Below are 20,716 nucleotides of genomic sequence, written 5' to 3'. Positions count from 1 at the left end.
TTTTATGCACCCACACTTGATCAAATTACTCAGCCTGTCGGGCCTGACACTCGGGATGATGGCGGCCGCCAGCGGTGCCCGTGCCGACGAAGTCAAGGCGCCCGTTTTCACCGCCGAACCATGCTGCAGCCTGTGCCCGGCGGCCCACGACCCGAAGAACTACACCACGCGCTATCAGCAGAACTTCACCACGCTGGTCCAGGCCCAGGGCGACTGGTTGTTCCGTACCCAGGAAGACCTGCGCACCGAATTCGACACCACGCCTGCCGGCTACAAACGCATGAAGCAACTGCACGATGCGTTCAAGAGCAAAGGCGTGGAACTGGTGGTCGTCTACCAGCCGACCCGCGGCCTGGTGAACCGCAACAAGTTGAACCCGGCGGAAAAAGCCAGCTTCGATTTCGACAAGGCACTGAAAAACTACAAGACCATGCTCGGCCGTTTCGCCGCCATGGGCTACGTGGTCCCGGACCTGTCGCCGCTGACCAACGAGTCGTTGCCAGACACCCTGCCCGCCCACGACTTCTACTTCCGTGGCGACCAGCACTGGACGCCGTACGGTGCCCAGCGCACGGCAAAAATCGTCGCCGAGAAAATCAAGCAATTGCCCGAGTACGCGGACATTCCCAAGCGTGAATTCGAGACCCACAAGTCGGGTCGCATGGGCAAGACCGGAACATTGCACAACATGGCCGGTCAACTCTGTGGCACCAGCTACGCCATCCAGTACATGGATCAATTCACCACCGAGCCGAAGGGCGAAGCAGGCGATGGCGATCTGTTCGGCGATTCCGGCAACCCGCAGATCACCCTGGTCGGCACCAGCCACAGCGGCAAGAACTACAACTTCGCCGGTTTCCTCGAAGAGGCCATCGGCGCCGACATTCTCAACGTGGCGTTCCCCGGCGGCGGCCTGGAAGGTTCAATGCTGCAGTACCTGGGCAGTGAAGAGTTCCAGAAGAACCCGCCGAAAATTCTCATCTGGGAATTCTCGCCGCTGTATCGCCTCGACCAGGAAACCATCTACCGCCAGATGATGGCGCTGCTGGACAACGGTTGCGAAGGCAAAGAAGCACAGATGTCCGGCAGCACCACCCTGAAGCCGGGCAAGAACGAATTGATGGTCAACAGCAAAAACCTGAACCTGCAAAACAGCAGTCACCAGGTCGACATCCGCTTCGCCGACACCTCGGTGAAAACCCTGCAAGCCACCCTCTGGTACATGAACGGGCGCCACGAGGACATCAAGATCGACAAACCGGAAACCTCCGAGACCGACGGGCGTTTCGCCTTCGAGTTGCGCACGGACGAAGACTGGGCCTCGCAGAATCTGCTGGCCGTCGAAGTCCAGGGTCCTGAAGCAGGCACCGCGCCACAGAAAGTCGAAGCGAAAATCTGCAAACGCAACGTATTCCCGAGCGCTGAGCAACGTACCGCTCAGGCCGGGCAATGAGGTCTGCCATGCGAAATCCAAAACTGAAAAGCCTGTTGGCACCCACGCTTTTGAGCCTGGCGATGTTCGCCGGCGCGACCCAGGCTGCCGCGCCATTGCGCCCGCCACAGGGTTATTTTGCACCGATCGAAAAACTCAAGACCGGCGACAAGGGCGAAGGCTGCGAAGCGATGCCGACGCCGTACACCGGTTCGCTGCAATTTCGCAGCAAGTACGAAGGTTCGGACAAGGCCCGCGCCACGTTGAACGTGCAATCGGAAAAAGCGTTCCGCGACAGCACCGCCGACATCACCAAACTGGAGCGCGGCACCAGCAAACGGGTGATGCAGTTCATGCGTGACGGTCGTCCGGAACAGCTGGAATGCACACTCAACTGGCTGACTGCCTGGGCCAAGGCCGATGCGTTGATGTCCAAGGACTTCAACCATACCGGCAAGTCGATGCGCAAATGGGCGCTGGGCAGCATGGCGTCCGCGTACATTCGCCTGAAGTTTTCCGACTCCCATCCGCTGGCCAACCATCAGCAGGAATCGCAGCTGATCGAAGCCTGGTTCAGCAAGATGGCCGATCAGGTGGTCAGCGATTGGGACAACCTGCCGCTGGACCAAACCAACAACCACTCGTACTGGGCCGCCTGGTCAGTGATGGCCACCTCCATCGCCACCAACCGCCGCGACCTGTTCGATTGGGCGGTCAAGGAATACAAGATCGGCGCCAACCAGGTCGACGCCGACGGCTACCTGCCCAACGAACTCAAGCGCCAGCAACGGGCGCTGGCTTACCACAACTACGCCCTGCCACCGCTGGCGATGATCGCCAGTTTCGCCCAGGTCAACGGTGTGGATTTGCGCCAGGAAAACAACGGCGCGCTCAAACGCCTGGCTGATCGCGTCCTCGCCGGCGTGAAAGACCCGGACGCGTTCGAGAAAAAGAACGGCAAGGAACAGGACATGACCGACTTGAAAGAGGACATGAAATTCGCCTGGCTCGAACCGTTCTGCACCCTCTACACCTGTGCGCCGGACGTGCTGGAGAAAAAGCACGGGATGCAGCCGTTCAAGACCTTCCGCCTCGGCGGCGACCTGACCAGGGTCTATGACCCGGCCAACGAGAAGGGCAAAGGTTCTTAGGCAAACATATAACCCTGTGGGAGCGGGCTTGCCCGCGATAGCGGTGGGTCAGTCGACATCAATGTTGAATGTCAGATTGCAATCGCGGGCAAGCCCGCTCCCACAGGGTCGGTGTCGAGTTTGAGTTTTTGTGTGTTACGCCCCCCGGTTTTTGGTGGGGGGGGGTTGGGGGGGCTGCGGCCCTTGACTGTGGTTAAACAAGGAGAGATCGGGATGGTTTTTTCGTCCAACGTGTTCCTGTTTTTGTTCTTGCCGATCTTTCTCGGCTTGTACTACCTGAGCGGGCAACGCTATCGCAACTTGCTGCTGCTGATCGCCAGCTACGTGTTCTACGCCTGGTGGCGGGTGGACTTCCTGGCACTGTTCGCCGCAGTCACGCTGTGGAACTACTGGATCGGCCTCAAAGTCGGCGCCGCCGGCGTGCGGACCCAACCGGCGCAGCGCTGGCTGCTGCTCGGCGTGGCCGTTGACCTGTGCATCCTCGGCTACTTCAAATACGCCAATTTCGGCGTCGACAGCATCAACGCGATGATGACGTCGGTGGGCCTGGAGCCGTTCATCCTGACCCACGTGCTGTTGCCGATCGGGATCTCGTTCTACATCTTCGAGTCCATCAGCTACATCATCGACGTCTACCGTGGCGACACCCCGGCGACCCGCAATCTGATCGACTTCGCGGCCTTCGTGGCGATCTTCCCGCACCTGATCGCCGGCCCCGTGCTGCGCTTCCGTGACCTGGCCGACCAGTTCAACAATCGCACCCACACCCTCGACAAATTCTCCGAGGGCTGCACGCGGTTCATGCAGGGTTTCATCAAGAAGGTGTTCATTGCCGACACCCTCGCGGTGGTGGCCGACCATTGCTTCGCCCTGCAAAACCCGACCACCGGTGATGCCTGGCTCGGCGCGCTGGCCTACACCGCGCAACTGTATTTCGACTTCTCCGGCTACAGCGACATGGCCATCGGCCTGGGTTTGATGATGGGTTTCCGCTTTATGGAAAACTTCAAGCAGCCTTACGTCAGCCAGTCGATCACCGAGTTCTGGCGACGCTGGCACATCAGCCTGTCGACCTGGCTGCGCGACTACCTGTACATCACCCTGGGCGGCAACCGCAAAGGCACTTTGATGACCTATCGCAACCTGTTCCTGACCATGCTGCTCGGTGGTCTGTGGCACGGCGCGAATATCACCTACATCGTCTGGGGCGCGTGGCACGGCATGTGGCTGGCGATTGAAAAAGCCATTGGCCTGAACACTTCGCCACGCCGTTTCAACCCGATCCGCTGGGCACTGACTTTCCTGCTGGTGGTGATGGGCTGGGTGATCTTCCGTGCGGAAAACCTGCACGTGGCCGGTCGTATGTACGGCGCGATGTTCAGCTTCGGCGACTGGTCGCTGTCGGAACTCAACCAGGCCAGCCTCACCGGCCTGCAAGTGGCAACGCTGATCGTGGCGTATGTGACCCTGGCGTTCTTCGGCCTGCGCGACTTCTACACCAACCAGCCACCGGTCAAGACCAAGCCTGCGGTGAACGTCGACAGCGACGGCCCGGCCGCCGCCGAACCGGGACTGATCAAGGCCGCGCCTGGGGATAACCCGGCGAGCATCCATCAGCCCGGCTACACCGTCGGGGTTGAAGCCCAGGTGCAGCCGGCCTACTGGACTGCCGACTGGTCGCGCTACGTGATGCGTGCGCTGGTGCTGCTGCTGTTCATCGCCTCGATTCTCAAACTCTCGGCACAAAGCTTCTCGCCGTTCCTTTACTTCCAGTTCTGAGGGATCTGACCATGACCCGCTCATTACGCATCTTCTACATCGCCCTGTTCCTGGTGACCCTGTTGGCCCTGGGCCTGTGGTCCACGCGCAGCTTCTTCGGCTTCAGCACCAACGCCGACGCCACCGTGCTCAACGGTCGCTGGACCAAGGCGGTAGAGACGCACTACGACGACGAGTTTCCGATCAAGCGCCTGGGCACCAACCTCTGGGCGGCGCTGGACTTCAAGCTGTTCAACGAAGGTCGTCCGGGCGTGGTGCTCGGTCGCGACCAGTGGCTGTACAGCGATGAAGAATTCCACCCGATCGTCAACGAAGAGCTGAACCTGCAAGGCAACTACGCGCTGGTCGAAGGCGTGCGCCAGACCCTGAAAGCCAAAGGTGTGCAACTGGTAATGGCAGTGGTGCCGGCCAAGGCACGGCTGTACCCGGAACACCTCGGCGAGGTGAAACCGGCAAGCATCCACGCCAACCTCTACAAGGACTTCCACCAGCGCCTGGCGGCCGACCGGATTCCGGCACCTGACTTGTTGGGCCCACTGCTGGCGGCCAAACGTGACGGCAAGCAAGTGTTCCTGCGCACCGACACCCACTGGACCCCGGAAGGCGCCGAAGTCGCGGCGAACAAGCTGGCCAGGACCATTGCCGACAAGTTCCCGCTGAGCGGCGAACCGCAGAACTTCGTCACCGAGCCTGCGGAGAAAGTCACGCACAAGGGCGACCTGCGTCTGTTCCTGCCGCTGGACCCGCTGTTCGAAAACCTGATGCCGGCGCAAGAGCCTTTGCAGAAACGCAACACCGTGGCGGCCGGCGACCCGCCGGCCAGTGACGATGCCCTGTTTGCCAACACCGAAGTGCCGGTGGCACTGATCGGCACCAGCTACAGCGCCAACCCCAACTGGAACTTCGTGGGCGCGCTGAAACAAGCGTTGCGCAGCGACGTGGTCAATTACGCCGAGGACGGCCACGGCCCGATCCTGCCGATGCTCAGCTACCTCAAAAGCGACGCTTTCAAGAACAGCCCGCCACAAGTGCTGATCTGGGAATTTCCCGAACGATATCTGCCTGTGAATAACGAAATCGGTGACGCCGACCCGCAGTGGGTCGCAGAGCTTAAACAAGCCGGCGCGCGCCAACAAAACGTAGCAATCAACACTAAATCCGAGACGCCCGACCGGGCGCAAAACTGAAAGAGAGAGGTACTTCCATGACTTTCACGACTACTCCTCGCCGTCTCGCTAAGACTTTTGCTCTTGTCGCTGGCATGAGCGTTCTGTCGATGCATGCCTTCGCCGGTGGCGACGCCGCACTCTACGGCCCGACCGCACCGAAAGGCTCGACCTTCGTACGGATCTACAACGCCAGCAACGCTGAAGTCAGCGCCACCGTCGGCAGCACCAGCCTGAGCGATGTCGCACCGCTGTCCAGCAGTGACTTCAGCTTCATGCCGGGCGGTGACTACAGCGCCAAGGTCGGTAGCCAGACACTGCCGGTGAAACTGGCCGGCGATCACTATTACACCCTGGTCAACAACGCCAGTGGCGCACCGCAATTGATCGAAGAGCCGCCGTTCAAGAACAAACAGAAATCCCTGGTTCGGGTACAGAACCTCAGCGACAAGGCACTGACCCTGAAGACCGCCGACGGCAAGACCGATGTGGTGCCCAACGTTGCGCCCAAAGGTCGTGGCGAACGTGAAATCAACCCGGTGAAAGTCAGCCTGGCGCTATACGATGGTGACAAGAAAGTCGGCGACTTAAAACCGGTCGCCCTGGAACGCGGTGAGGCCGCAGTGCTGTACGTCACCGGCAACGGCAGCAGCCTGTCGCCAATCTGGGTGAAACGCCCGGTTTCGACGCGCTAATGAATTTTTCCGGCTGACCAGGAACCCCGTAGGAGCGAGCCTGCTCGCGATGAACTCAAGGACACCGCGTTCATCCAGACAGCACGCGTTTTCGTTGACGTCCATCGCGAGCAAGGCTCGCTCCTACAAGGGACCCAGGTGTCAGCTGGGACACGGAACAAGAACAAGAGAGAAACGACACAGCGTTCGTAGCTCTAACCAAACGATTTTCAAGGAGTAACAACATGATTCCGGTGATCTTGTCAGGTGGTAGCGGCTCACGTCTTTGGCCGCTTTCCCGTAAGCAATTCCCGAAACAGTTCCTGGCCCTGACCGGCGAGCACACGCTGTTCCAGCAAACCCTGGAGCGCCTGGTGTTCGAAGGCATGGACACGCCGATCGTGGTCTGCAACAAGGACCACCGCTTCATCGTTAACGAGCAACTGACCGCGCGCAAACTGGAAACCCAGCGCATCCTGATGGAACCGTTCGGTCGCAACACCGCGCCGGCCGTGGCCCTGACCGCGATGATGCTGGTCAATGAAGGCCGCGACGAGTTGATGCTGGTGCTGCCCGCCGACCACGTGCTGGAAGACCAGAAAGCCCTGCAACGCGCCCTGGCGCTGGCCACGGTCGCCGCCGAAAACGGCGAAATGGTGCTGTTCGGCGTGCCGGCCACCAAACCGGAAACCGGTTACGGCTACATCAAGTCGACCAACGACTCGCTGCTGCCCGAAGGTGTCAGCCGCGTCTCGCACTTCGTCGAAAAACCCGACGTGAAACGCGCCACCGAGTTTGTCCAGTCCGGCGGTTATTTCTGGAACAGCGGCATGTTCCTGTTCCGCGCCAGCCGTTTCCTCGAAGAGCTGAAAAAGCACGACCCGGACATCTACGACACCTGCCTGCTGACCCTGGAACGCAGCCAGCAGGATGCCGACACTGTCGACATCGACGCCGCTACCTTCGCCTGCTGCCCGGACAACTCCATCGACTACTCCGTTATGGAAAAAACCCAGCGCGCCTGCGTCGTACCGTTGACCGCAGGCTGGAGCGATGTCGGCTGCTGGTCGTCGTTGTGGGAAGTGAACGAAAAAGACGCCAACGGCAACGTCACCAAAGGCGACGTGGTCATCCAGGACAGCCGCAACTGCATGATCCACGGCAACGGCAAACTGGTGTCGGTGATCGGCCTGGAAAACATCGTGGTCGTCGAAACCAAGGACGCCATGATGATCGCCCACAAGGACAAGGTCCAAGGCGTGAAGCAGATGGTCAACACCCTCAACGAACAGGGTCGCAGCGAAACCCAGAACCACTGCGAGGTCTATCGTCCGTGGGGCTCCTACGACTCGGTGGACATGGGCGGCCGGTTCCAGGTCAAGCACATCTCGGTCAAGCCGGGCGCGTGCCTGTCGCTGCAAATGCACCACCACCGCGCCGAGCACTGGATCGTGGTCAGCGGCACCGCTGAAGTGACCTGCGACGAGAACGTGTTCCTGCTCACCGAGAACCAGTCGACCTACATTCCGATTGCCTCGGTTCACCGTTTGCGCAACCCGGGCAAGATTCCACTGGAGATCATCGAGGTGCAATCGGGCAGTTATCTGGGCGAAGACGATATCGAGCGGTTTGAAGATATCTACGGTCGCTCCACCCCGATCGAGCGTGGCGTGTCGGTGAAGACCATCGCGCAGTAACCCTCGGAAAAACTCAAAGCCCCCGTCCAGCCCGCTGCGTTCCCCATCCGCAGCGGGTTGGGCTGGGGCTTCTTTTTTTGGCACTGAATAGTGTGGAGCCTCGGCTGGCCGATTCGTCGGAATCCTGCCCATCGCCAACCTCACCTACGCTTAGGTAGGATGCTCCTCTCTGCTTCCGAGGTTTGCGCGTCATGTTCATCGGTGTCCTGCTCGTCATCACCTGGCTGATCCTGCTACTGCGCTATCCGGCCAAAGCGCTGCCCGTTTCCATGGCCGCCGCCGTGGGCCTGGGTATTGTCGCCACGTGGGTGATCTGGATGGACCACCGCGAGCTCAAGCAACTGGAGCGTCTTGAATTGCGTATCAGCTACGCGCCGCAACACTGCCCCGCCGACCGGCCGCTGCAATTGACCCTGAACAATGGCAACGACGTGCCGCTGACCGAACTGCGCTGGCGTGTCGCCGCCTATGCGCCGGGCGACACGGTCAATCTCGCGGACAACCAGTACACCGCCCCACGCTACCGTGGCCCCGGCGAACTGCAGGCCGGTGGCAACTGGGAAGACTGTCTGCCGCTGCCGCCGTTGCGCCCCGGCTACCGCCCGGAAACCCTGGAATTTCGCGCCGAGCGCTTGCAGGGTAGTTTCTCCGACTGAGCCTTCCCCCCACTTTTTTGCACAAGGACCGCGCCATGCCCGTTGCGTTGATTACCGGATGTTCCAGCGGCATCGGCCGCGCCCTGGCCGATGTGTTCAAGGCTGCCGGCTACACCGTCTGGGCCAGCGCCCGCAAGCCTGAAGACGTGGCAGCCCTGACCGCCGCCGGTTTCACCGCCGTGCAACTGGACGTCAACGATGGCCAGGCGCTCGAACAGTTGAGCGAGCGCATCAACCAGCAACACGGTGGCCTTGATGTGCTGATCAACAACGCCGGTTATGGCGCCATGGGGCCGCTGCTCGATGGCGGTGTGCCGGCGATGCAGCGTCAGTTCGAAACCAATGTGTTCGCCATTGTCGGCGTGACCCGCGCACTGTTCCCGGTGTTACGCCGGGCCAAGGGCCTGGTGGTGAACATCGGCAGCGTCTCCGGCGTGTTGGTGACGCCATTCGCCGGCGCCTACTGTGCTTCGAAAGCGGCGGTACATGCCTTGAGCGATGCCTTGCGTATGGAACTGGCGCCGTTTGGCGTGCGGGTCATGGAGGTTCAGCCAGGCGCCATCGCGTCGAGTTTCGCCAAGAACGCGGGCCATGAAGCCGAACAACTGATCAGTGAGCAATCGCCGTGGTTTCCATTGCGCGAAGGTATCCGCGCCCGGGCCAGGGCCTCCCAGGACAATCCGACACCCGCCAGCGAATTTGCCGCCGGAGTGCTCAAGGCTGTACAGCAAGGCAAGCCGCCACGACTGTTACGCCTGGGCAATGGCAGCCGGGCGTTGCCGTTGATGGCCGGACTGTTGCCCAAGGGCCTGCTGGAATCAGGCTTGATGAAGCGATTCGGATTGCGCGGGCAGCTTTAAGACCGGGTTATCGTTCTTCGCGGCCAAGCAGATTTTGAGGAAACACCATGACCGACTACACCGAATACTTCGACGAAGTGATCAAGGCCCACGTCGCCATCGAACAATGGTTGGCCGAAGAACGCGATGGGCGCGAACTTGAACAGTTGCTGACCCGTTTTTCGCCGCAATTCTCCATGGTTTCGCCATTGGGACGAGTGCTGGACTTTGCCGCGCTGAACGAGTTGTTCATGCTGGCCGGCGGCAAGAAGCTGGGTTTTCGTATCGAGTTGAGCGAATTTCGCGGCATTGCGCTGCATGACGGTGGCGCCACCGTCAGTTACCGCGAGCAGCAGACCGATGCGACGGGGCTGCATTCGGATCGCCGCTCGACCGTGGTGTTCGAGAAACAGGCGGACGGCAAGGTGCTGTGGCGACATCTACACGAGACGTTTAGCCAGGGCTGATCCCGGACTCGACGACAATCAACTGTAGGAGCGAGCTTGCTCGCGATGAAGGTCAACGATAACGCGTTCTTTCTGGATAAACGCGGCGCCCTTGATTCCATCGCGAGCAAGCTCGCTCCTACAATGGCTTCACCACCACCGTACAGGTAATCCCCGCCGCCAGCAGCACGCCTTCCGGCACTTCGTCGATGTGAATCCGCACCGGTACCCGTTGCGCCAGGCGCACCCAGTTGAAGGTCGGGTTCACGTCGGCGATCAACTCACGGCTTTCCGGGTTGTCGCGGTCGTAGATACCGCGCGAGATGCTTTCCACATGGCCCTTGAGCACTTCGCCGCTCATCAGTTGCATGTCGGCCTTATCGCCCACGCGCACATGGGGCAGCTTGGTTTCTTCGAAGAAGCCATAGACCCAGAACGAGTTCATGTCGACCACGGCCATTTTCGCCTCGCCGATGCGCGCGTAGTCGCCGCGATGCACGTTGAGGTTGGTCACATAACCGTCCACGGCGGCGCGGACTTCGGTGCGTTTGAGGTTCAGTTCGGCGGCTTCCAGTTGCGCCTGGGCCTGCTGGTAATCGGCCAGGGCCGAGTCGGCGAGGTTGCTGGCGTCGTCGCGGTTTTCCCTGGAGATCACCAGGTTGTCCATATCGGCCCGGCGATGGGCGTTGACCTTGCGCATCTCCCACGTGGCCTTGCGCGAAGCCACCAGCGACTGCGCCTGCTTGACCGCGAGGCGGTAGTGCTCGGGGTCGATCAGCATCAGCAGGTCACCCTTCTTCACCAACTGGTTGTCACGCACCGGCACGTCCACCACCTCGCCGGTGACGTCGGCGGCGACGTTGATGATGTCGGCGCGCACCCGGCCGTCGCGGGTCCATGGCGTCTCCATGTAATGCACCCAGAGGGTCCGGCCGATCCATATCGCCAGAGCCAGTACCAGCAGGGTTGCAAGCAGGCTGAATAGCTTTTTCATCAAGGTGTTCTCAACGGTAGACAGTCAGCGCCAGGGCGCCGAACAGACAGGTAAACAGACTCAGGCGCAGCAACGCCGGGTGCCAGAAAAAACGGTACAGGTCGAACCCGGACAAGAAGCGGTCCAGCGCCCAGGCCAGCGCCGCCGCGATCAAAAACATCAGGGTCATGGTCGGCATGTACACGCCATGGAAGGCGATTTCACGAGGCATGTTCAAGTCCTTGGGGCTTGGCGGTGGCATGGTTGTAGCCGGCGAGCGGTGATTGCGGGTCCAGCAGCGAGGTGCGGATGAAGTGCAGGTAGCTCTTGACCCGACGCAACGCCGAGGTGTCGAAGTGCGGAGCGAAGGGTTCGTCGGTGGCTTGCACGCGACTGATCGCATGGTCGACCGCGATCAACGCACGCTCCAGATTGCTCTGGCCGGGTTGCAGGAACAGCCGCACCAGCGAACGCCCCATCACACGGATCGACTGGCGCCACGGCTGGGATTCGGCATAGGCGGGATGCACCGGCAGGACGGCTTGTTCCTTGCGCAGTTCGATGATCGCGTGCCCCACTTCCAGCACCACGAACATCCAGCGCAACAGGTTTCGTTGGACCTGCGGCTGCCCCGCCGCGAAGCCATAGGCCTGGTGCACCAGGTCGCGGGTGCGGCTTTCGAAACGCGAGGCCAGGCCCTTGAGTTTGCCGCTGATGGCATACACCACCTGGCCCCGCAGATCCTGCTCCAGTCGACGCCACAACCAACGGCTGTTGGGCGGCAGAATGATCGCCCCCGCCGCCGCGCACACCAGCATGCCCAGCACCATGGCGATGTAGTCGTTGATGAAGGTGTACGGGTTGTAGACCGTGAGATTGTCCGGCACCGAACCGGTACTGAAGAAGATCAGCAATCCCAGCCCTACCCCGACGTACTGCGGCCGCGAGGTGAGGAACGACCCCAGCACGATCACCGGGGCGAGCATCACACAGAGCAACGGAAACCCGTCGATCCGCGGAAAAATGAAAAACATCTCGACGAAGCCGATCAACGCCCCGAGGAAAGTGCCGCAAGCCATTTGGAATGACATGCGCTTGGGGTTCGGTGTGGCGGCGGAAAGTCCGACGGTGGCGGCGGCGATCAAGGTCATGGTCGCCCCGCTCGGCCACGCCGTGGCCACCCAATAGCTGCCCAGCACCACCAGAATGAAAGCAGCGCGAATCCCTGAGGCGGCCGATACCAGCCAACTGGTCTGCGGCGTGAACGGCTCGTCCCAGCGCTCCCGTTCGTGGCTGTGATCGGCCAGCGACGCGTGGGTCTGTGCATAACTGTGCAGGTCATCGACGAAGCGATAGAGCAGTTCGTACGCCGTGTGGAAATCCAGTTGCTCGGCGTCGCTTGGCTGACTCTCCTGGAAAAGCGCCCGAAGGCTGCGTACCCGCGCCGGAAGCCCTTCCTTATAAGCACTCAGAGCCTTCACCAGACGCGCCGCATCGGCGTTGGTCAGGGCGCGGCCGCTGAAGCCGTCGAGCAATTCGGCCAGATCAATCAACCCCGGCTTGATCGCGGCCACCACTTGGTCCGCTGCGCTGCTGCGCAGGCGTTCCAGCAACTGGTGCAAAGCGTTGAAGCGGGTGGTGATGCCCATGAACTCGCTGTTCAGGCGACTGAGCCGGCCGTTGCGGCGGCGCATGTGCGGGTCTTCGAACATGGTGACGCTACGCAGCCCCTCCAGGCCCACGGCCTCAGCGATGAAACGCACGTTGCCGGCCTCGAACGCTTCGCGCTGACTGCGCCCACGCAAACCGTCGGTGACGAACAAGGCGAACACGCCGAAACGCTGGTAAAGGGCGTTGCGCATGGCGGCACCGGACGATTGCGGCAGGATCGCGGCGCTGACCAGGGTCGAACAGAGGATCCCCAGGGAGATTTCCAGCACCCGCCAGACCGCCGCCATGAAGGCGCCGTCCGGATGGGCCAGCGCGGGCAAACCGACCATCGCCGCGGTGTAACCGGCCAATACGAAACCGTAGGCGCGAAAATTACGATAACGGGCCGCGCCGGCCGTGCAGATACCGACCCAGATCGCCAACGAACCGAGGAACAGTTCGGTGTTCTGCGCAAACAGGGCGATCAACGCGACCATCACCGACGACCCGGCCAGGGTGCCAAGGAACCGATAAAAACTCTTGGCGAACACATGACCGCTCTGCGGCTGCATGACGATGAACACCGTGATCATCGCGGTGCGCGGCTGCGGCAACTCCAGGCGCATGGCCAGCCACAGGGTCAGGAATGCGGCGATCAACACCTTGAAAATGTAGACCCAGGTCACGCCATCGCTGCGTGCCCAGTCGAAGAACCCCCGGCGCCATTCCAGGGAATACAGCCAGCGCAGAGGTGCGGGCAAGGGAGTCATGGAGTCCTGCTCACTTAGGAAAGTCTGGAAACAATTGAAACCCTGTGGCGAGCGAGCTTGCTTGCGCCGGGCTGCAAAGCAGCCCCAAAACGCTGGCAGTCATTGCTGATGTTGTGAGCGCTGCGCACTCAAGCGCGAGCAAGCTCCCTCGCCACAAAGATGGCCTTGCCTGATGCATCCGGGTCATCTCAGCAGCCTCGGCGTTTTCGGCGCGGCTGTCTGACTGTCCTTGGGCACATCGTTACCGGCCCCCAGCCCACCGCCCAACGCCGTCACCAACTCGGCATGAGCACTCAGTCGCGCCGCCTGAACCTGTTGCTGCACTTGCTGCTGTTTGAACAACAAGGTCTGGGCATTGAGCACGTTGAGGTAATCGGTGAGCCCGCGTTGATAAGCGACCATTGCGATGTCGTAAGTCTTCTGCGCGGTCGCCACCGACTCGGCGGCAAACATTTGCTGCTTGTCCATGGACTCCCGGCGGATCAACTGGTCGGAGATGTTCTTCAGCGCATTGACCAGGGTCTGGTTGTACTTCGCCACGGCGATATCGTAACCGGCCGAGGCTTCACCCAGCTCCGCGCGCAATCGCCCGCCGTCAAAGATCGGCAAGGAAATCGCCGGGCCGACGCTGTAGTTGAGTTTCTTGCCGGTCAAAAACTCCAGCGCGCCACCGCCGGTCGCCATGTAACCGAGGCTGCCGACCAGATCGACGTTGGGATAGAAACCGGCATGGGCAACATCGATACCGCGCGCCTGCGCCGCCACCTGCCAGCGACTGGCGACCACGTCCGGACGTTGACCGAGCAACTGCGCCGGCAACGATGATGGCAACTTCAGCGCCGCGCCCAACGACAGCGTCGGTCGCTGCAACTGCGCGCCCTCGCCAGGACCTTTACCGGCGAGCGCGGCCAATTGATTGCGGCTCAGGGCGATTTCTTCGTCCAGCGCATCGATCTGACGATGGGTTTCCGGCAGTGGCGTTTCGGCCTGGCTGACTTCGAAATGGGTGCCGATTCCGCCGTTCAAGCGCTTTTGCGCCAGCTCGAGGATCTGCTCTTGCTGCTTCAATGTGGCTTCGACAATGTCGCGCTGCGCGTAATGCAGCGAGAGTTCGATATAGACACGCACGATGTTGTTCTGCAGTTCGAGCTGGGCCTGGCGCGCTTCGGCGACGGTCATGTGGGCCATGTCCACGGCGCGCTCGGTGGCATTGCTTTCACGGCCCCAGAGGTCGAGGGCGTAGCTGAAACCCAATGCGGCGTTGTTGTCCCAAGTGGTGGTGTTGGCCAGGTTACCGGGGCCATAGAACTGATCGGTCGGCCAATTGTGGCGCTTGAGGGTCGATTCGCCATTGATCTGCAGCGATTCGGCAGACTCGGCGAGGCCGGCCATGGATTTGGCCTGACGCACCCTCGCGGCGGCCATGGCCATGGTCGGACTGCCTTGCACGGCGAGGTCGATCCAGCGATTCAGTTGCGGGTCGCCATACGCCTGCCACCACTGTGCGGTGGGCCAATGCGCATCCTGAGCGGCGCTTTGGATGGCTTCGTCGGTGACCAGTGAATCGGCCTCCAGCGCCTTGCCCTGCGGGGCAATACCTCCGGTTCCGATGCAGCCGCTGATTGCCAGGGTTAAAGCCAAAACACTGAGCGGTTGAAGCGCTCTGCTAATGCGACGCGGCACTGCTGCGATTTCCTGAAATAGAGGAGGTAACGAGATCTGACAGGAGCCGGCTGCTGGCAATGCAGACACCCTGGAACATCGGGATGACAGCAGCGACGCATGCGCCAGCAAGCCGGCTCCTACAGTCCATACAATTCTATGGATGAGCCTTGGTCGCGATAAGCCGGAATTCCTGTGAATCTTTGTTACCGTTAACGCGATAATCCCTTGGTCGGGGTCTCAAATCCTGAAACTTCATGTCACAATTTGCCATCGAACCCGAGAGCCCCCCATGGACACATTGCAAAACATGCGCGCCTTCAGTTACGTGGCCGAAGCGGGAAGCTTCACCGCCGCCGCCGTACAACTGGACACCACCACGGCTAACGTCTCGCGCGCGGTCTCCAACCTGGAAGCCCACCTGCAAACCCGTCTTCTCAACCGCACGACCCGCCGCATCGCCCTCACCGAAGCCGGCAAGCGTTACCTGCTGCGCTGCGAGCAGATCCTGGCCTACGTCGAAGAAGCCGAAGCAGAGGCCAGCGACGCCCACGCGCGCCCGGCCGGGCAACTGAAGGTGCACACCATGACCGGCATCGGTCAGCACTTCGTGATCGACGCCATTGCCCGCTACCGCAAGACCCACCCGGACGTGACCTTCGACCTGACCATGGCCAACCGCGTACCGGACCTGCTCGACGAGGGCTACGACGTGTCCATCGTCCTGGCCAGCGAACTGCCGGACTCGGGTTTCGTCTCCCAACGCCTGGGCATCACCTTCAGTATCGTTTGCGCCTCCCCGGCCTACGTCAAAGCCAACGGTTGCGCGCAAAAACCCAGCGACCTGCTCAACCACGCCTGCCTGCGCCTGGTGAGCCCGGTGATCCCCCTGGAAAAATGGGCCTTCGACGGCCCGGACGGCCAGGAAATGGTCACCATCAACAGCTCGCCGTTTCTGGTGAACTCCGCCGACGCCATGAAAAGCGCGATCACCAGCGGCATGGGCGTCGGCGTGTTGCCGCTGTACGCAGCGATCGACGGCCTGCGCAACGGCACTCTGGTACGCGTGATGCCCAAATACCGCTCCCAGGAACTGAACCTGTACGCCATCTACCCTTCGCGGCAATACCTGGATGCAAAGATCAAGACCTGGGTCGAGTATTTGCGCGGATCGCTGCCGGAATTGTTGGCGGCACATCAAGTGGAACTGGCGGCTTATGAAATGAGCGGGAGCATGGCCGGGGCGCGAATGGCGAACTGAGCCTGCCAGAGACACACAATGCCCCCACGGGAAATGGCTGCGTAACCCTATTCCGCGTTCGACCAAGACCTTGGGTAGGAGCGAGCCTGCTCGCGATGGACGTCAACGATGACGCGGGCTGTCTGAAGGCCCGCGTTGCCCGGACTTTCATCGCGAGCAGGGCCGCCAAGGTCAAACCAAACTGACAGCGCCGTCAGTTAGCAGTCACCTTCCTGACCGTCAAACAGGTTTATAAAGGAACGTAACGACCTACCGACCACCAGCCCTGGCGCCCCACTCGCATGCGAATCCAGCAAAAACCTGCCCTGCTCGTCGCCCTCCTGATCGTCCTGGCAGGGCTGGGCCTGTGGTATGCCAGCCAACCCGCCAAAACCAGACTCGCCGCCCCCACCGCCATCCCCGTACGCGTCGTCAGCGTCATCCAAAAAGACGTCCCCCGCTACGTCACCGGTATCGGCTCGGTCCTGTCCCTGCACAGCGTGGTGGTGCGCCCGCAAATCGACGGTATTCTCACCAAACTGCTGGTCAAGGAAGGCCAACTGGTGAACAAGGGCGACCTGCTGGCCACCATCGACGACCGCTCGATCCGCGCCAGCCTCGATCAGGCCAGGGCGCAACTGGGTGAGAGCCAGGCGCAACTGCAAGTGGCGCAGGTCAACCTCAAGCGCTACAAACTGCTGAGTGTCGACGACGGCGTCTCCAAACAGACCTACGACCAGCAACAGGCGCTGGTCAACCAGCTCAAGGCCACCGCCCAGGGCAACCAGGCCTCGATCGATGCGGCGCAAGTGCAACTGTCCTACACGCAGATTCGCTCCCCGGTCACCGGCCGCGTCGGGATTCGCACGGTGGACGAAGGCAACTTCCTGCGCATGACCGACGCTCAAGGGCTGTTTACCGTGACCCAGATCGATCCGATTGCCGTGGAATTCTCCCTGCCGCAGCAAATGCTGCCGACCCTGCAAGGCTTGATCGGCGATCCGGAGCGCGCCCAGGTGAAGGCCTACATCGGTGCCGACACCGAGGGTGAAACCGGCAACCTGCTGGGTGAAGGCCATCTGACCCTGATCGACAACCAGATCAATGCCAACACTGGGACCATTCGCGCCAAGGCTGAATTCAGCAACCCCGCGCAGAAGCTCTGGCCTGGCCTGCTGGTGACGGTCAAGATTCAGACAGCACTGGACAAAGATGCCCTGGTGGTTCCACCCACCGTCGTACAGCGTGGCCTTGACCAGCATTTCGTTTACCGGGTGAACGGCGACAAGGTCGAAACCGTTAGCGTGCAGATGGTGTCCCAAGGCAGTGGCCAGGACATCATCAAAGGCGTCAAGCCGGGCGATCTGCTGGTCAGCGACGGTCAGTCGCGGCTCAAGCCCGGGTCGACCGTGCAGGTCCTGACCGACCCGCCGCAAGTGGTCCAATCGGAGTCGAAACCATGAAGGGCCACGGTTCGGTTTCGGCCTGGTGCATTGATCATCCGGTCGCGACAATCCTGCTGACCTTTGCCCTGGTCCTGCTCGGTGTGATCGCCTTCCCTCGACTGCCCATCGCGCCACTGCCGGAAGCAGAGTTCCCGACCATCCAGGTGGCGGCGCAATTGCCGGGCGCCAGTCCGGAAACCATGGCGTCGTCGGTGGCCACGCCACTTGAAGTGCAATTCAGCGCCATCCCCGGCGTGACCCAGATGACCTCAAGCAGTGCCCTGGGCTCCACCAACCTGACCCTGCAATTCACCCTCGATAAAAGCATCGATACCGCCGCTCAAGAGGTTCAGGCCGCGATCAACACCGCCGCCGGCAAACTGCCCAAGGACATGCCGACCCTGCCGACCTGGCGCAAGGTCAACCCGGCCGACAGCCCGGTACTGATCCTCAGCGTCAATTCGACCCAGATGCCCGGCACTGAACTCAGCGACCTGGTGGAAACCCTGCTTTCGCGTCAGATCAGCCAGATCGACGGCGTAGGCCAAATCAACATCACCGGTCAGCAACGTCCGGCGATTCGCGTCCAGGCATCGGCCGACAAGCTCGCCGCCATCGGTCTGACGCTGGCAGACATTCGTCTGGCCATCCAGCAAACCAGCCTCAACCTGGCCAAAGGCGCCCTGTATGGCGAGTCGAGCATTTCGACGCTGTCTACCAACGACCAGTTGTTTCACCCCGAGGAATACAGCCAGCTCATCGTTTCCTACAAGGACGGTGCCCCGGTTCATCTGAAGGATGTCGCCAACGTCGTCAACGGTTCGGAAGATGCTTACGTGCAGGCCTGGGCCGGGGACAAACCCGGCGTGAACCTGGTGATTTCCCGGCAACCGGGCGCCAACATCGTCGAGACCGTGGATCGCATCCAGGCCGCATTGCCCGCCCTCGAAGCCATGCTGCCGGCGTCGGTGCAGGTCAAAGTGTTGGTCGACCGCACCCAGACCATTCGCGCCTCGTTGCATGAAGTGGAAGTCACCCTGCTGATCGCCATCCTGCTGGTGGTCGCCGTGATGGCGCTGTTCCTGCGCCAATGGTCGGCGACGATGATTGTGTCTGCGGTGCTCGGGGTTTCACTGACGGCCAGTTTCGCCCTCATGTACATCATGGGCTTCAGCCTGAACAACCTGACGCTGGTGGCCATCGTAGTGGCCGTGGGATTTGTGGTCGACGATGCGATCGTGGTGGTGGAGAACATTCACCGACACCTCGAAGCCGGCGACGGCATGCGCGAAGCGGCGATCAAAGGCGCCGGCGAGATCGGTTTCACCGTGGTGTCGATCAGTTTCTCGCTGGTGGCGGCGTTCATTCCCCTGTTGTTCATGGGCGGCGTGGTCGGGCGACTGTTCAAGGAGTTCGCGTTGACCGCCACTTCGACCATCATGATTTCGGTGGTGGTGTCACTGACATTGGCCCCGACCCTGGCCGCGCTGTTCATGCGCGCCCCCGCGCATCATGCCCACAGCACACCGACCTTCGGTGATCGTTTGCTGGCCCTCTATGAAAAAGGCCTGCGCCGCGCCCTGGCGCATCAGAAATTGATGATCGGGGTGTTCGGCCTGTCCCTCGGGCTGGCGATTGCCGGGTACATTTTCATCCCCAAAGGTTTCTTCCCGGTGCAGGACACCGGTTTCGTCCTCGGCACCACCGAGGCGGCTGCGGATATTTCCTACAGCGACATGGTGAAAAAACACCTGGCGATGGCTGAAATCGTCGCGGCGGATCCGGCGGTCGCGGCCTTTTCCCACTCGGTCGGGGTGTCGGGCAGTAACCAGACCATCGCCAACGGACGCTTCTGGATTTCCCTGAAAAAACGCAGTGATCGCGATGTTTCGGCCAGTCAGTTCATCGACCGGATTCGCCCGCAACTGATGAAAGTACCGGGCATCGTGCTGTACCTGCGCGCCGGCCAGGACATCAACCTCAGTTCGGGCCCGAGCCGCGCCCAGTACCAATACGTACTCAAGAGCAACGACGGCGCGGTCCTGAGCACCTGGACCCAGCGCCTGACGGAAAAACTGCGTGGCAACCCGGCATTCCGCGATGTGTCCAACGACCTGCAACTGGGCGGCAGCATCACCCATATCACGATCGACCGCAGCGCGGCGGCACGTTTCGGCCTGACCGCCAGCGATGTCGACGAGGCACTGTACGACGCCTTCGGCCAGCGCCAGATCAACGAATTCCAGACCCAGATCAACCAGTACAACGTGATCCTGGAACTGGACACCAAGCAACGAGGCAAGGCGGAAAGCCTCAATTATTTCTACCTGCGCTCCCCGCTGAGCGGCGAGATGGTGCCGTTGTCGGCCCTGGCGAAATTCGATGCGCCGACCATCGGCCCGCTGTCCATCGCCCATGACGGGATGTTCCCGGCGGCCAACCTGTCGTTCAACCTGGCGCCCGGTGTGGCGTTGGGCGATGCGGTGATCATGCTCAACCAGGCCAAGCTCGACATCGGCATGCCGGTGGCCATCAGCGGCAATTTCCAGGGCGCGGCCCAGGCATTCCAGAGTTCGCTGGCCAGCCAGCCGTGGCTGATCCTGGCGGCGCTGGTGGCGGTGTACATCATTCTCGGTGTGCTCTATGAAAGCTTCGTGCATCCGCTGACGATCATCTCGACCCTGCCATCGGCAGGTCTTGGCGCGGTGATCATGCTGTGGATTTGCGGCCAGGACTTTTCGATCATGGCGCTGATCGGCCTGGTGCTGCTGATCGGTATCGTGAAGAAGAATGGCATCCTGATGATCGACTTCGCCCTCGAAGCGCAGCGCAAAGGTGGCTTGCCACCGGAAGAAGCGATCTTCCAGGCCTGCATCACGCGGTTCCGGCCGATCATCATGACCACCCTCGCGGCCCTGCTCGGCGCCCTGCCGCTGATGCTCGGCTACGGCACCGGCGCGGAACTGCGCCAACCCCTGGGGATCGCGGTGGTTGGCGGTTTGCTGGTGAGCCAGGCGCTGACGCTGTTCACCACGCCGGTCATATACTTATGGCTGGAGCGTTTATTTCATAGGCACTCTCTCTCACCAGCGCCTCCGCCCACGCCGGCGCTGGCAACCACAGACTGAGGCGGGGT

The 20,716-nt window shown here is 61.4% G+C and carries 16 protein-coding genes; 12 read left to right on the top strand and 4 right to left on the bottom strand.

The genetic code is table 11. The features are described 5' to 3' along the window. Window positions 1-4: 4 nt before the first annotated feature. From ACX3YD_RS04430 to ACX3YD_RS04390, 9 genes are all read left to right on the top strand, one after another. Window positions 5-1,453: an alginate O-acetyltransferase gene (locus ACX3YD_RS04430; protein ID WP_458959332.1), complete on the top strand. Its 1,449-nt coding sequence runs from the start codon at window positions 5-7 to the stop codon at window positions 1,451-1,453. An 8-nt stretch (window positions 1,454-1,461) separates the two neighbouring features. After that, the gene (locus ACX3YD_RS04425) at window positions 1,462-2,583 is read left to right on the top strand and encodes a mannuronate-specific alginate lyase (protein WP_103403852.1); all 1,122 of its coding nucleotides are present in this window, start codon (window positions 1,462-1,464) and stop codon (window positions 2,581-2,583) included. 213 nt (window positions 2,584-2,796) lie between these two features. Beyond that, window positions 2,797-4,362, top strand: coding sequence for an MBOAT family O-acyltransferase (locus ACX3YD_RS04420; RefSeq protein WP_458959331.1), 1,566 nt, complete (start codon window positions 2,797-2,799; stop codon window positions 4,360-4,362). An 11-nt stretch (window positions 4,363-4,373) separates the two neighbouring features. Next, window positions 4,374-5,549: an alginate O-acetyltransferase gene (locus ACX3YD_RS04415; protein ID WP_207291547.1), complete on the top strand. Its 1,176-nt coding sequence runs from the start codon at window positions 4,374-4,376 to the stop codon at window positions 5,547-5,549. Window positions 5,550-5,566: 17 nt separating this feature from the next. Continuing rightward, the gene (locus ACX3YD_RS04410; RefSeq protein WP_458959330.1) at window positions 5,567-6,223 is read left to right on the top strand and encodes an alginate O-acetyltransferase AlgF; all 657 of its coding nucleotides are present in this window, start codon (window positions 5,567-5,569) and stop codon (window positions 6,221-6,223) included. A gap of 224 nt (window positions 6,224-6,447) precedes the next feature. After that, entirely contained in the window at window positions 6,448-7,899 is a 1,452-nt protein-coding gene (locus tag ACX3YD_RS04405; protein WP_103406162.1) for a mannose-1-phosphate guanylyltransferase/mannose-6-phosphate isomerase, read from the top strand. Between the two features lie 191 nt (window positions 7,900-8,090). Continuing rightward, complete coding sequence (locus tag ACX3YD_RS04400; protein WP_047532900.1) at window positions 8,091-8,555, top strand: hypothetical protein; 465 nt, start codon at window positions 8,091-8,093, stop codon at window positions 8,553-8,555. Between the two features lie 35 nt (window positions 8,556-8,590). Continuing rightward, complete coding sequence (locus tag ACX3YD_RS04395; protein WP_458959329.1) at window positions 8,591-9,415, top strand: SDR family oxidoreductase; 825 nt, start codon at window positions 8,591-8,593, stop codon at window positions 9,413-9,415. Between the two features lie 47 nt (window positions 9,416-9,462). After that, window positions 9,463-9,861: a DUF4440 domain-containing protein gene (locus ACX3YD_RS04390; protein WP_103406164.1), complete on the top strand. Its 399-nt coding sequence runs from the start codon at window positions 9,463-9,465 to the stop codon at window positions 9,859-9,861. A 118-nt stretch (window positions 9,862-9,979) separates the two neighbouring features. On the opposite strand, the gene ACX3YD_RS04385 is transcribed toward ACX3YD_RS04390, so the two are convergent. The 4 genes from ACX3YD_RS04385 to ACX3YD_RS04370 all read right to left on the bottom strand — a co-directional run bounded on the left by ACX3YD_RS04385 (window position 9,980) and on the right by ACX3YD_RS04370 (window position 14,916). Continuing rightward, window positions 9,980-10,834, bottom strand: coding sequence for an efflux RND transporter periplasmic adaptor subunit (locus tag ACX3YD_RS04385; protein WP_047532912.1), 855 nt, complete (start codon window positions 10,832-10,834; stop codon window positions 9,980-9,982). Between the two features lie 10 nt (window positions 10,835-10,844). Further along, a complete protein-coding gene (locus ACX3YD_RS04380) occupies window positions 10,845-11,045 on the bottom strand; it encodes a DUF1656 domain-containing protein (protein WP_047532914.1) in 201 nt (66 codons plus the stop codon). Then, the gene (locus ACX3YD_RS04375) at window positions 11,035-13,233 is read right to left on the bottom strand and encodes an FUSC family protein (RefSeq protein WP_103406165.1); all 2,199 of its coding nucleotides are present in this window, start codon (window positions 13,231-13,233) and stop codon (window positions 11,035-11,037) included. Before ACX3YD_RS04375 ends, ACX3YD_RS04380 begins: the two co-directional genes overlap by 11 nt. A gap of 183 nt (window positions 13,234-13,416) precedes the next feature. After that, entirely contained in the window at window positions 13,417-14,916 is a 1,500-nt protein-coding gene (locus ACX3YD_RS04370; RefSeq protein ID WP_047532917.1) for an efflux transporter outer membrane subunit, read from the bottom strand. A 271-nt stretch (window positions 14,917-15,187) separates the two neighbouring features. Between ACX3YD_RS04370 and ACX3YD_RS04365 the strand changes: the two genes are divergently transcribed. The 3 genes from ACX3YD_RS04365 (at window position 15,188) to ACX3YD_RS04355 (ending at window position 20,708) form a co-directional block, all read left to right on the top strand. Beyond that, window positions 15,188-16,156 carry a LysR family transcriptional regulator gene (locus ACX3YD_RS04365; protein ID WP_047532920.1) on the top strand — a complete coding sequence of 323 codons (969 nt, stop codon included), beginning with the start codon at window positions 15,188-15,190 and terminating at the stop codon, window positions 16,154-16,156. 281 nt (window positions 16,157-16,437) lie between these two features. Then, complete coding sequence (locus tag ACX3YD_RS04360) at window positions 16,438-17,598, top strand: efflux RND transporter periplasmic adaptor subunit (RefSeq protein WP_458959328.1); 1,161 nt, start codon at window positions 16,438-16,440, stop codon at window positions 17,596-17,598. Continuing rightward, on the top strand, window positions 17,595-20,708 hold the full coding sequence (locus ACX3YD_RS04355; protein ID WP_458959327.1) for a multidrug efflux RND transporter permease subunit: 3,114 nt from the start codon (window positions 17,595-17,597) through the stop codon (window positions 20,706-20,708). Before ACX3YD_RS04360 ends, ACX3YD_RS04355 begins: the two co-directional genes overlap by 4 nt. The last annotated feature ends 8 nt before the right edge of the window (window positions 20,709-20,716 follow it).

This window comes from Pseudomonas fluorescens group sp. PF-1, assembly GCF_054481335.1.
This window is presented reverse-complemented; position numbering and strand designations above follow the sequence as displayed.